The following is a 13,139-nucleotide window of genomic DNA, read 5'->3' as shown; positions in this document are numbered from 1 at the left end:
AATGTTCCGCCCGCGCCGACGGTTCCCGGGCCGGTCCACAGATCACACAATCGGGTCTACCCGCCGCCGTCCGGCTGCGCTCCGCAGGTGAACACGCCCCGGGCGCGCGGCCCGGCCGGCGCGCCGCCGGGACGCCCCCGGGAACGCGCCGAGGGGCGCGTGGGCGCTACGCCCGGCCGGCGGTCCGCTGCGTCTTGCGGGTGACGGAGTCGATGACCACGGTGGTGAGCAGCACGCCCGCGGTGATCATGTACTTCACCGGTTCGGCGATGGACTCCAGCTGGAGGCCGTACTGGATCGACACGATGACCAGCACACCGAGCAGCGCGTTCCAGGTGCGGCCGCGGCCGCCGAACAGCGAGGTGCCACCGATGACAGCGGCCGCGATCGCGTTCATCAGCAGGTCGCCGGTGCCGGCGCTCTGGTTCGCCGAGGCGATCTTCGAGGCCAGGAAGAGACCGCCGATGGCCGCGAAGCCGCCGGAGATCGCGAACACCGAGATGCGCACCGCGGTGACGTTGATGCCGGCCCGGCGCGAGGCCTCGACGCTGCCGCCGAGCGCGAACACCTTGCGGCCGTAGGGGGTGCGGCGCAGCAGGAAGTCCGTGCCCACCAGGAACACCAGGAAGATCACGGTGGCCAGCGGCAGACCCTTGTACTGGTTGTACATGGCGGCCGCGGCGAAGGAGATCACGCCCAGCACGGCGGTGCGCAGCAGCGTGTCGCTCATCGGGCGGGAGGGGACCCCCGCGGCCTCCCGCCGGCGGTTGCCGAGGAAGGAGGTGAGGAGGAACACGCCCGTCACGACGGCCGCCAGGGTGTACGCCGCGGCGATGTCCGTGAAGTAGTACGTGGTCAGCTTGCCGATGAGGCCGTCGCTGTCGAGGTTGATCGTGCCGTTGGCGCCCAGTGTCTGGAGCATGAAGCCGAGCCAGAAGAGCAGGCCCGCCAGGGTGACGGCGAAGGCCGGGGCACCGAGGACGGCGAAGAAGAAGCCGTGCAGGGCGCCGATCAGCGCGCCGGCGCCGACGGCGAACAGCACCGCGAGCCACTCGGGCCAGCCCTGGTTCACCGCGAGGACGGCGGCGATGGCGCTGGCCGCGCCGCTGACGGAGCCGACGGAGAGGTCGATCTCGCCCAGCATCAGCACGAAGACGATGCCGACCGAGATCATGCCGGTGCCGACCATCGTGATGGTGATGTTGTTGAGGTTCTCGGCGGACAGGAAGGCCGAGTTCAGGCTCTGGAAGACGACGCAGATGACGAACAGGCCGATGATCACCGGGATGGAGCCCAGCTCGCCGGCCTTGATCTTGCGCTTGAACTCGCCGGCGTAGCCCGCCAGGCCCTTCTCCCGGACCAGGAGGCGGGGGTCGACGGCCACGTCCGAGCCGGCGGCGGCCTCGGGGTTCTCCACGACGTGCGCGTCCTGCGGAGACGTTTCCGCGGTGGAGGTCTTGTCGGTGCTCACTGGGAGGCCTCCCCGTTCGTGCGCGCCGCACGGCGGGTCACGGCGTTGTCGGTGGCGCCGGTGATGGCGGAGATGATCTCCTCCTGCGAGGTCGACTTGACCTCGAAGACGCCGTTGTTGCGGCCGAGTCGCAGCACCGCCACCTTGTCGGCGACGGCCTTCACGTCGGCCATGTTGTGGCTGATCAGGATCACGGCGTGGCCGCGCTCCCGGAGGCGCTCGACCAGGTCCAGGACCTGGGCGGTCTGCTCGACGCCGAGGGCGGCGGTGGGCTCGTCGAGGATGACCAGCCGGGGCTCGCCGAGCATCGAGCGGGCGATGGCCACGGTCTGGCGCTGACCGCCGGAGAGCGCGGCGATCGGGATGCGGACGCTGGGGATGCGGATCGACAGCGTCTGCAGCAGTTCGCGGGAGCGGCGCTCCATCTCGACCTCGTCGAGGACGCCCCACTTCCGCAGCTCGCGGCCGAGGAAGAGGTTGCCGACGACGTCGATGTTGTCGCACAGCGCGAGGTCCTGGTAGACCGTCGCGATGCCGAGGGACTGGGCGTCGTGCGGCCTGTTGATGGTGACGGCCTTGCCGCCCCACTCGATGACGCCCTCGTCGATGGGGTGCACGCCGGCGATCGTCTTGACCAGCGTGGATTTTCCGGCTCCGTTGTCGCCCACCAGGGCGACGACCTCACCGGCATGGACCTCAAGCTCTACGTCGGTGAGCGCCTGGACGGCACCGAACCGCTTGGAGACCCCGCGCAACGCCAGCACGGGCGTAGCGGACACGTGAACCATCTCCTTCGCCGCCTGACCCGGCGGAAGGTTGTGCAGGAAAGGGGGGTGTTCCGACCGGCGCCCCGCGACGAGCTTGCGGGGCTGTGTGTGGCGCGGGGCGCCGGCGGAGCCTTCGGGAGGAGGGCTGCCGTCCCGTACGGGGACCCCGGTGGGGGTCCCCGTACCTGTGGCGGGACGTTTCAGCCGCTCCTCGGGGGTGTTACTTGATGCCGAGCTTGTCGCAGGCGGCCTTGTACTTGCCGGTGCAGATCTCGTCGGCGGTGTAGACGCCGTCCTTGATGACGGTGTCGTTGATGTTGTCCTGGGTCAGCGAGGTGACGTCGACCAGGACGGACGGCACGTCGTCGGCGCTGTCGCTGGACACCTTGTCCTGGGCGATGGAGCCGAGGTCCTCGCCCTTGGCGAGCGCCACGGCCATCTCGGCGGCGGCGGCGGCCTCGGGGGCGTACGGCTTGTAGACGCTCATGAACTGCTCGCCGGCGACGATGCGCTGCACGGCCGCGATCTCGGCGTCCTGGCCGGTGACCGGTATGCCCTTGATGCCGGCCGCCTTGAGGGCGGTGATGATGCCGCCGGCCATGCCGTCGTTGGCGGAGTAGACACCGACGATCTTGTCCTTGCCGAGCGCGGAGATCGCCGCCTCCATGTTGGCGTTGGCGTTCTCCGGCTTCCACTCCTTGGTGTCGTACTCCTTGCCGATCTTCACCTTGCCGTCGAGGACGGAGTGGGCGCCCTCCTTGAACTTGGCCGCGTTCGGGTCGGTGACCGAGCCGTTCATCATGACGATCTGGCCGCTGCCGGCCTTGTCGCCCAGTTCCGCGAGAAGGGCCTCGCCCTGGGTCTTGCCGACCTGGACGTTGTCGAAGGAGGTGTAGGCGCTGATGGGGCCCTCGGCGAGGCGGTCGTAGGCGACGACCTTGATGCCGGCGTCCACGGCCTTCTGGACGGAGTTCTTGATCGCCTTGGCGTCGACGGCGTCCAGGATCAGGACGTCCACCTTGTTGGTGATCATGGTGTCGACCTGCTGCGCCTGCAGGTTCGCGTCCTGCTTGGCGTTGTTGTAGTCGACGGTCGCCTTGCCGCCCGTCAGCTCCTTGATCTTCTGCTCGATGAGCGGACGGTCGAACTTCTCGTAACGGGCCGTCTGGTTCTCCGGGAGCAGGAGACCGATCTTGACGTTGTCACCCTTGGAAGCGGCGGACTCGCTGGAGCCGCTGCCGCCGTCCGCCTTGTCGGCGCTGCCACAGGCGGCGAGAGAAACGGCCATTGCGGTGGCGGCGACAGCCACGGCGGCACGACGCATACGCGTGTTCACTTCAGAAACCTCCCTGACGAGGCCGCGTCCTTGCGGCCGAGGTGGCTGGAAGTCAACTCGGCCACACGTGCGGCGTCAAGAAGTAAATCCTTAACGAGATGGCAACGGTGCCATCCGTTCTCTAAGTGAAGGCGGGCGCCGCTGTGGACGGAACACCGTCCAGAAGGGTCGAATCGCCCACCTCGCCGAGGGCGAGGGCGAGCGCTCCGAGCACCTCCGCACGACCGCCAAGTGCCCCTGGGAGAACGGAGAGTTGGCGCGCCGCACTGGGGATGGCGTAGCGGCCGACGGACTCTCTGACCGGCCCGAGCACGAGTTCGCCGGCCTCGGCGAGATCACCGCCCAGGACGACCCGGCTCGGGTTCAGCAGATTGCAGAGATTGGCGACTCCACTGCCGACGTGGCGGCCGACGTCGGCGATCACCCGACGGCAGCCCGGGTCTCCGTCCCTGGCCAGCCTGACCACGCCCTCCATGGTCAGATCGGTGCCGTGGCTGGGCTGGAGGAGCGGTAGCACATAGCGTGCCGCCGCGAAGGTCTCCAGGCAGCCGCGGTTGCCGCAGCGGCAGACCGGTCCGGATTCGTCAAGTGTAATATGCCCGATTTCACCCGCTGTGCCGCCGGGGCCGCGGTAGATCTTCCCGTCGATCACCAGGCCCGCGCCGACACCGCTGGAGACCTTGATGTAGGCCATGTCCCGCACGCCCTTGCCGGCCCCCCAGACCAGCTCGCCGAGGGCGCCGAGGTTGGCGTCGTTGTCCACGTGCACGGGGACGCCCAGGCGGCCGCGGAGCTCCTGGGCGGGCCGGGTACCGGTCCAGCCGGGCAGGATGGCGGTGGAGCCCAGCGTGCCCGACTCCACGTCGATGGGGCCGGGCACGCCGAGCCCCACCCCGGCGATCTTGGCCCGGTCCACGCCGGTCACCGCGACCAGGCGGCCGACCAGCTCCTCCGCCCGGTCGAAGCCCTGTGCGGCGGAGGCGTCCACGTCCAGCGGCTCGGCCTCCTCGGCCAGCACCTGGTGGGCGAGGTTGCCGAGCGCGACCCTGAGGTGGGTGTGCCCGAAGTCGATCCCTATGACGATGCCGGCGTCGCCGCTCAGGCTGACGCTGCGGGCCCGGCGGCCGCCTGCCGAGGTCGGGGTGACCTCGACCGTCCCGCCGTTCTTGAGCTCGCGGACGATGTTCGAGACCGTCGCCGCCGACAGGCCCGTGGCCCTCGCGATCTCCGCCTGCGTGAGGGATCCGGCCAACCGGACGGCGCGGACCACCCGCTCCAGGTTGGCTCGGTGCAGCGACGACTGCGACCCCGGAGTCTCCACGACGACCTCCTGCGCGCGGGACCGCTTCAGCGAGGCCCCGTTCGTGTCCAACTAGTGAACTCTAAGCTGAGCCGTTCGGGGTGACTCCCGTCAAGAGGTTGAACACTTTCAGCGAGCATGGACACACGACGGCACGCCGCCCCCGGGGGCCGGGAGCGGCGTGCTGGGAGCCGGCGGCTGTCGGCGGCTGTCGGTCGTTTCTCCGGTCACCCCTGGCCGGAGGGGTGACCGGAGATCACTTCAGGGTCGCGGAGGTCAGTCCGGCCTGGACCTGGCGCTGGAACGACAGGTACACGACGAGCATGGGGATCATGGCGATGGTCACGCCCGCGAACAGCACCGGCAGGTCGGTGGCGTAGCCCTGCTGCTGCTGGAGCTGGATCAGTCCCTGGGTCAGGACGTAGCGCTCGGGATCGTCTCCGCTCTGCGGCTGCATCAGCACCGTGGGCAGGATGAACTGGTTCCACTGCCCCAGCGTGTTGAAGATGCCCACACTGATCAGGCCCGGCTTGGCCATCGGGAGCATCACCTGGAAGAAGGTCCTGGTGTGCGAGGCCCCGTCCAGGATCGCCGCCTCGAACACCGCCGACGGCAGGGTCCGGAAGAAGGCGTGCATGAAGAACACCGTGAACGGCATCGAGTAGGCGACGTACACCAGGATCAGCCCCTGGTAGGTGTTCAGCATGTCCAGCCGCTTGACCATGAAGAACAGCGGGACCAGGGCGAGGAACACCGGGAACATCGCGCCGGCGACGAAGAAGTAGTACAGCGCGCGGTTGCCCCAGAATCGGTAGCGCGCCAGCACGTAGGCCGCCATCGAGCCGAGGAGCATCGTCAGCGGCACCGAGAGGGCGAGCACGATCACGGTGTTGAGGAAGTAGTCGCCGATGCCCTTGTCCCAGGCGCGCACGAACACGTCCAGGTCCCAGTTCCGCGGCCAGCCGAAGGCCGAGCCGCCGATCTGGGCGTCGGTCTTGAAGGAGCTGAGCACCAGCCACAGCAGCGGCAGCACGATCAGCAGGGCCCACACGGCGAGGAAGCCGTGCGAGAAGACGTTCAGCACCACGCCCTCGCCGCGGACGCCGCCCCGGTCGGGGAGCCGGCCCGGGGACCGCTGGGCGGGCAGGGCCGCGGCCTTCCCGGCGTGGGTACGGGTGTCGTCGATGGGTGCGCTCATGTCGGTCGTCTCTCTCCCGCTCTAGGGCGTGTTTCGAAAGTAGCGTCGTCTGCCCGAAGGGCAGGCCTGGCGGCGTCTGGTGCGTGCGATCGCAAGGCGGAGGGTCGCCCCGATACTGGATGTATCGGGGCGAGCCCGACAACGCGGCGAGCGTGCGTGCCAGACGCCGCCAGGCAGGCGGGACCTTCGAAACACGCCCTAGAACTCGATGCGCTCACGGCGGGTGGCGCGCAGCATGACCATGGACAGGATCAGGGTGAGCAGCAGCATGATCACGCCCATGGCGCAGGCGTAGCCGCTCTTGCCGTAGATGAGGAAGTTGCGCATCATCACGGTCGCCATGACCTCGCTGTGGTGGTCCGGGCCGCCGCCGAAGTCGCCGGCGGTCATGGTGGACACCAGGATGAACATGTCCATCGCGGCGATGCCGAGGTAGACCCAGGCGGTCTGCACCGAGTCCCACAGCAGCGGCAGCGTGATGCGGAAGAACGACTGGGCGCGGCCGGCGCCGTCGATGAGCGCGGCCTCGTAGATGTCGCGCGGGACGGACTGCATGGCCGCCGAGAACAGCACCAGATAGAAGCCGACGCCGTGCCAGATGACCACGATCATCAGCATCCACAGCACCATGCCCGGCTCGTTGAGCCATTCCACCGGGCTGCTCTCCTCGACCAGTCCCAGTTTCATCAGCAGGCCGTTCAGCATGCCGCCGCCGTCACTGCGGTACACGGCGCCGAACAGCACGGCGAGAATGGCCAGCGAGAGCACCTGCGGAAAGAAGTAGACCACCTTGTAGAACTTCGATCCGGCGACCCCCGCGACCCCGCCGGCCCGGCTGCGACCGCCCGCGTTCAGCATGAACGCGAAGAACAGCGCGAGCAGGATGGTGATGACCGGGATGAAGACCAGGAACAGGATGTTGTGCCAGATGGCACTCATGAAGATGTCGTCCCTGAACAACTCCCGGTAGTTGTCCAGACCGACGAAACGGAACGTCTGCGACTGCCCCTTCCAGTCGGTCAGCGAATAGCCGATCGTCTGGAGATAGGGCCAGATCACAAACACCACATAGAGCGCCACCGGGGCGAAGAGAAACCCCGCGACGAAACGATACTGCCCTTTACGCATCTCCGAGCCCCTCTGATGGCGACGGTCACCACAACGCCCCGAGGGGCGCGGGGAACCGCGCGACAGGCCGGACGAGTCCCCGGCCCGCGCATCCCCGCGCCCCCGCGGCGAAACCCGGAACCGCTATTCCCGGCGGTTGTTCTTGGCCGCCGGGTCCTTCGCGGCCTTGTCCACCGCGGCCTGCGCCCGCTTCAGCCACTCGGCGGGCTGGATGCGCTTGGCCATCAGCTCGTTGGAGGCGTTCTGGATGGCCGTGTCCATCTCGCTGTACCACTCGGTGTACAGGAAGCGGAAGGTGTTGTCCCCGGCCGCCTTGGAGGCCTCGACGGTGGACTGCGTCCCCGGCCGCAGCTGTACGCCCGGGTCGACGCCGTCCTTGAGGATGGTCAGCGAGTTCGCCTCCTTGGCGAACAGCGTCGACCACTCGCGGGACAGCATCATCCGCATGAACTCCTTGGCCGCGGGCAGGTTGGCGGCCTTCGCCGGGATGATGAACGGCTCGCCCGAGCCGGCCCGGATCGCCTCGTAGGGCATGGCGCTGTCCGGCAGCAGCGGCATCGGCATGAACTTCATGTCGAAGTCCTCGGGCGTCTGCTTCAGCTGCTCGTTCTCCAGCCAGGAGCCGCAGGTGATGAACGCGGCCTTGTACTGGTTCCAGCGGGTCTGCGACTCGGTGTGGGTCAGGCCGTTCGTGCCGGGCAGCAGATAGCCCTTCTCCACGACCTCGTAGACCGCCTCGACCGCGGCCTTTGCGGCGTCGGAGCCGACGAACGCCTGGGGGTCGAGGTTGTCGATCGCCTTCATGGCGTCCAGGCCGCCGGTCTTGGCGATCAGGTCCATGATGGCGACGTTGATGTAGTACGGGTACTTGCCCTGGTGGGCCAGGCCGCCTATGCCCTGGGACTTGGCGTCCTTGCAGACGGCGAGGAAGTCGTCCCAGGTCCTGGGCTCCTCCCAGCCCTTCTCGGCGAAGAGCTTGCCCGAGTACCACAGGCCCCAGACCGTGTAGATGTAGTTCAGGGCGACGACCTTGCCCTCCTGCAGGCCGGCGTCCAGGGTGCCCGCGATGACGGTGTCGCGCACCTTCTTCGACGGGTCGTCCACCGACGGGGCGTCCAGGACCTCGGCGAGGTCGAGGAGCTGGCCGTTCTTGTTCAGGACGTCGATCTTGATCGCCTGGGCGCCGGAGTCGTCGACGATGTCCGGCGGGTTGCCGCCGTTGAAGCGCGGCTGGAGCTTTCCGGTGATCTCCTGCGTGCCGGTGTGGGCGGAGGTGACGCCCCACTTCTTCTCGAAGCCGGCCTCCCACGCCTTGGCGTAGTCGTCGCCGTAGCCGCCCTTGAAGATGACGACGTCGAGTTTGCTGCCCTTCTTCACACCGAAGGGGTTGTCCTTGGACGTCTCGCCCTTGGTGTCCTGACCGGAATCGTCGCTGCCGCCGCCGCTCGCGCAGGCGGACATCAGGCCCATCGAGGGCACGGCGACCAGTCCGAGTGCGGCCGATCGTTTGATCAGATCACGGCGGCCGACACCCGCTGCGGAGTTGTCCGCACCGGTGTTCTCGGCGGATGTGGATCCCATGCTCAAGTCCTCGCCTTCTCCAGGACTCAGGCGGTGAACCGGATCCTCGCCGGCACCGCGGTGGGGTCAAGCTGGGTCGTGCACGAACTGCTCCGGAACTCAGCGGAAGGTCCGGGATCGCCGACAGGTATAGTCCACTTCCCGCCAGCGGAGCAAGATCGAATGCAAGGTTCGCCGCCGGTCTTTTCCGAGTTGAGACCTCGCGGAAATATCCGCCCGCCGCACGGTCCCGTCCGGGGGAATTCACGACATTGCCCCCGGACGCCACGCCCAACACCCTTGACAGACAAGGCCACTTGAGCCACTACTGGACCTTGCACACACAGCTGACAACGTTGTCCGAGGTGCTGGGAGGGCTTGTGCACGGAGTTCGGCACAGATGGGGTGCGGCGGCCACCCTGACCATGGTCTTCGCCCTGGCGGTGGGCTCGCAGGGGGCCGCCGTCGCCCTGCCGCCGGAGGCCCGCCCGGCGGACCGGGAGTTCGCCTCCTCCTTCGAGGCCCAAGAGCCGGCACCGGACTGGCTGAACACCGTCGAGGACGCCCCCGGCGGGGGCAGGCGCGCCTCGGGCGTCGACGGCGGCTACAGCAGCGGCATCCCCGGCAACGTGACCGACCACGTCACGGACGTACGGGCCAGCGGGGAGAACGCCGGCGCCGGGGAGGTCAAGGAGAACCTCGTCGACGGCGAGCCGAGCACCAAGTGGCTGGTGTTCCAGCCCACCGGCTGGGCCGAGTTCGAACTGGACACAACGGTCTTGCTCGCCACGTACGCACTCACCTCGGCCAACGACGCCGCCGAGCGCGACCCGCGGGACTGGACCCTGAAGGGCTCGGCCGACGGCGCGGACTGGAGCACGCTCGACACCCGCAGCGACGAGAGCTTCACCGAGCGCTTCCAGACCCGGACCTTCGACCTCCCCGAACCGGCCGCCTACCGGTACTTCCGGCTGGAGATCACCCGCAACAACGGCGCCGCCGCCATCACCCAGCTCGCCGACGTCCAGTTCTCCACCGGCGCCGGCGACGGGCCCGTGCCGCAGGACATGCTGTCGCTGGTCGACCGCGGCCCGACCGGGTCGCCGACCGCGAAGGCCGCGGCCGGCTTCACCGGCCGGCGCGCGCTGCGCTACGCGGGCCGCCACACCGCGGACGGCCGCGCCTACTCGTACAACAAGGTCTTCGACGTCGACGTGGCCGTGCACCGCGACACCGAGCTGTCGTACCGGATCTTCCCGTCCATGGCCGGCGACGACCGCGACTACGACGCCACCCACGTCGCGGTGGACCTGGCCTTCACCGACGGCAGCTATCTGAGCGACCTCGGCGCGCGCGACCAGCACGGCTTCCCGCTCAGCCCGCGCGGCCAGGGCGCCGCGAAGATCCTCTACGTCAACCAGTGGAACAACGTCGTCGCGCGGATCGGCTCGGTCGCCGCGGGCCGCACCGTCGACCGGGTCCTCATCGCGTACGACTCCCCCGCCGGGCCCGCCCGGTTCCGCGGCTGGCTCGACGACGTGCGCATCGCGCCCGCGCGGCGGGAACGGCCGAAGGCACACCTGTCGGACTACGCCGTCACCACCCGCGGCACCAACTCCAGCGGCGGCTTCTCCCGCGGCAACACCTTCCCCGCGACCGCCGTACCGCACGGCTTCAACTTCTGGACGCCGGTCACCAACGCGGGCTCGCTGAGCTGGCTGTACGACTACGCGCGGGCCAACAACGACGACAACCTGCCCACCATCCAGGCGTTCAGCGCCAGCCACGAGCCCAGCCCCTGGATGGGCGACCGCCAGACCTTCCAGGTGATGCCGTCGGCGGCCGGGGGCACCCCGGACACCGGCCGGGAGGCCCGCGAACTGGCCTTCCGGCACGAGCGGGAGACCGCGCGCCCGTACTACTACGGGGTGACGTTCGAGAACGGTCTGAAGGCCGAGATGACCCCGACCGACCATGCGGCGGTCCTGCGGTTCACCTACCCCGGCGACGACGCGAGCGTGCTGTTCGACAACGTCACCGACCAGGCCGGGCTGACGCTCGACCCGGACAGCGGCACCTTCACCGCCTACTCCGACGTCAAGTCGGGCCTGTCGACCGGCGCGACCCGCCTCTTCGTGTACGGCGAGTTCGACCGGCCCGTCACCGGCTCGGGCTCCAGCGGCGTCACGGGCCGTCTGCGGTTCGACGCCGGGGACGACCGCACCGTCACCCTCCGCCTGGCCACCTCGCTGATCGGCGTCGACCAGGCCCGGGACAACCTGCGCCAGGAGATCCCGGACGGCACCGGCTTCGACGACGTCCGCGCCCGCGCCCGGCGCCAGTGGGACCGGCTGCTCGGCAAGGTGGAGGTGGAGGGCGCCACCCCGGACCAGCTGACCACCCTGTACTCCAGCCTGTACCGGCTCTACCTCTACCCGAACTCCGGCTTCGAGAAGGTCGGTTCGACGTACAAGTACGCCTCCCCGTTCTCCCCGATGCCCGGCCCGGACACCCCCACCCGCACCGGCGCGAAGATCGTGGACGGCAAGGTGTACGTCAACAACGGCTTCTGGGACACCTACCGCACCACCTGGCCGGCCTACTCGCTGCTGACCCCGCGTCAGGCCGGGGAGATGACCGACGGGTTCGTGCAGCAGTACAAGGACGGCGGCTGGACCTCGCGCTGGTCCTCGCCCGGCTACGCCGACCTGATGACCGGCACCTCCTCCGACGTGGCGTTCGCCGACGCCTACGTCAAGGGGGTCGACTTCGACGCGGAGGCCGCCTACGACGCCGCCGTGAAGAACGCCACCGTCGTCCCGCCGTCCTCGGGCGTCGGCCGCAAGGGCATGGCCACCTCGCCCTTCCTCGGCTACACCAGCACCGCCACCCACGAGGGCCTGTCCTGGGCGCTGGAGGGCTACCTCAACGACTACGGCATCGCACGGATGGGCCAGGCCCTGTACCGGGAGACCGGCGAGCGCCGCTACCGGGAGGAGTCCGCCTACTTCCTCGACCGCGCGCAGGACTACGTCAACCTCTTCGACTCCGACGCCGGCTTCTTCCAGGGCCGCGACGCCCGGGGCGGCTGGCGGGTGCCGTCCGGCTCGTACGACCCGCGCGTGTGGGGCCACGACTACACCGAGACCAACGGCTGGGGCTACGCCTTCACCGCCCCTCAGGACAGCCGGGGCCTGGCCAACCTCTACGGCGGCCGCTCCGCGCTCGCCGACAAGCTCGACACCTACCTCGCCACCCCCGAGACCGCCTCCCCCGAGTTCGTCGGCTCCTACGGCGGAGTGATCCACGAGATGACCGAGGCCCGGGACGTGCGGATGGGCATGTACGGGCACTCCAACCAGGTCGCCCACCACGCCCTCTACATGTACGACGCGGCAGGACAGCCCTGGAAGACACAGGCGGCGGTGCGCGAGGTGCTCTCCCGCCTCTACACCGGCAGCGAGATCGGCCAGGGCTACCACGGCGACGAGGACAACGGCGAGCAGTCGGCCTGGTTCCTCTTCTCCGCCCTCGGCTTCTACCCGCTGGTGATGGGCAGCGGGGAGTACGCCATCGGATCGCCGCTGTTCACCAGGGCGACCGTGCACCTGGAGAACGGCCGGGACCTCGTCGTCAAGGCACCCCGCAACAGCGCCCGCAACGTGTACGTGCAGGGTGTGCGGTTCGACGGCAGGCCGTGGCGGTCCACCGCGCTCCCGCACCGGCTGCTCGCGCGCGGCGGTGTGCTGGAGTTCGCGATGGGCCCGCGCCCGTCCGGCTGGGGCACGGGCCGCGACGCCGCGCCCGTCTCCCTCACCCGTGACGACCGGGTGCCGTCGCCGCGCAGCGACGCCGTCACCGGCTCCGGCGCCCTGTTCGACGACACCTCGGCGACCGAGCAGGCCGTCACCACGGTGGACCTGCCGGTGTCCGGCCGTACCAGGGCCGTGCAGTACACGCTCACCTCGCCCGCCGACCGCGCCGCGGCACCGACGGCCTGGACCCTCCAGGGCTCGGCCGACGGCACGAGGTGGCGGACCCTCGACACCCGCTCCGGGGAGTCCTTCCGCTGGGACCGGCAGCTGCGCGCGTTCTCGGTGGGCAGACCGGGCGCCTACGCGCACTACCGGCTGGTGCTGCCGGGTGAGGCGGTCCTGGCGGAGGTCGAACTGCTGGCCTGAGCGGGGCGGGGCGCCGTACGCCGGGACGCGGCCGCGCGCCGCGCCGTACGGCCGGCGGGGCGGGGCTCCGCACCCCGCGACGGGCGGGCGGGGCCCCGGTGCGGGCGGGCCCGTGCTCCGGTCCGCCGTCCCGGCGCCGCCCGGCCGGGCCCGGCTTCAGCCGGCCCCGGAGACCGCCCGGACCCGGAGCCCGCCCGG

8 protein-coding genes are annotated in these 13,139 nt (G+C 69.6%); 1 reads left to right on the top strand and 7 read right to left on the bottom strand.

The window, feature by feature from the left end:
• Positions 1–166: 166 nt before the first annotated feature.
• From AC5K6T_RS10125 to ngcE, 7 genes are all read right to left on the bottom strand, one after another.
• Entirely contained in the window at positions 167–1,471 is a 1,305-nt protein-coding gene (locus tag AC5K6T_RS10125) for a sugar ABC transporter permease (protein WP_493207709.1), read from the bottom strand.
• The gene (locus AC5K6T_RS10120; RefSeq protein WP_493207707.1) at positions 1,468–2,259 is read right to left on the bottom strand and encodes an ATP-binding cassette domain-containing protein; all 792 of its coding nucleotides are present in this window, start codon (positions 2,257–2,259) and stop codon (positions 1,468–1,470) included. Before AC5K6T_RS10120 ends, AC5K6T_RS10125 begins: the two co-directional genes overlap by 4 nt.
• 199 nt (positions 2,260–2,458) lie before the next feature.
• Complete coding sequence (locus AC5K6T_RS10115; protein ID WP_493209266.1) at positions 2,459–3,562, bottom strand: sugar ABC transporter substrate-binding protein; 1,104 nt, start codon at positions 3,560–3,562, stop codon at positions 2,459–2,461.
• A gap of 133 nt (positions 3,563–3,695) precedes the next feature.
• Entirely contained in the window at positions 3,696–4,895 is a 1,200-nt protein-coding gene (locus tag AC5K6T_RS10110; protein WP_493209265.1) for an ROK family transcriptional regulator, read from the bottom strand.
• A 235-nt stretch (positions 4,896–5,130) separates the two neighbouring features.
• Positions 5,131–6,072: a carbohydrate ABC transporter permease gene (locus AC5K6T_RS10105; protein WP_493207705.1), complete on the bottom strand. Its 942-nt coding sequence runs from the start codon at positions 6,070–6,072 to the stop codon at positions 5,131–5,133.
• A 198-nt stretch (positions 6,073–6,270) separates the two neighbouring features.
• A complete protein-coding gene (locus AC5K6T_RS10100) occupies positions 6,271–7,200 on the bottom strand; it encodes a carbohydrate ABC transporter permease (RefSeq protein ID WP_493207703.1) in 930 nt (309 codons plus the stop codon).
• Between the two features lie 123 nt (positions 7,201–7,323).
• Positions 7,324–8,781: an N-acetylglucosamine/diacetylchitobiose ABC transporter substrate-binding protein gene (ngcE, locus tag AC5K6T_RS10095; RefSeq protein ID WP_493207701.1), complete on the bottom strand. Its 1,458-nt coding sequence runs from the start codon at positions 8,779–8,781 to the stop codon at positions 7,324–7,326.
• Between the two features lie 404 nt (positions 8,782–9,185).
• On the opposite strand from ngcE, the gene AC5K6T_RS10090 reads away from it, so the two are divergent.
• On the top strand, positions 9,186–12,941 hold the full coding sequence (locus AC5K6T_RS10090) for a GH92 family glycosyl hydrolase (protein WP_493207699.1): 3,756 nt from the start codon (positions 9,186–9,188) through the stop codon (positions 12,939–12,941).
• Positions 12,942–13,139 lie beyond the last annotated feature (198 nt).

Source organism: Streptomyces sp. B8-7 (assembly GCF_058833805.1).
This window is presented reverse-complemented; position numbering and strand designations above follow the sequence as displayed.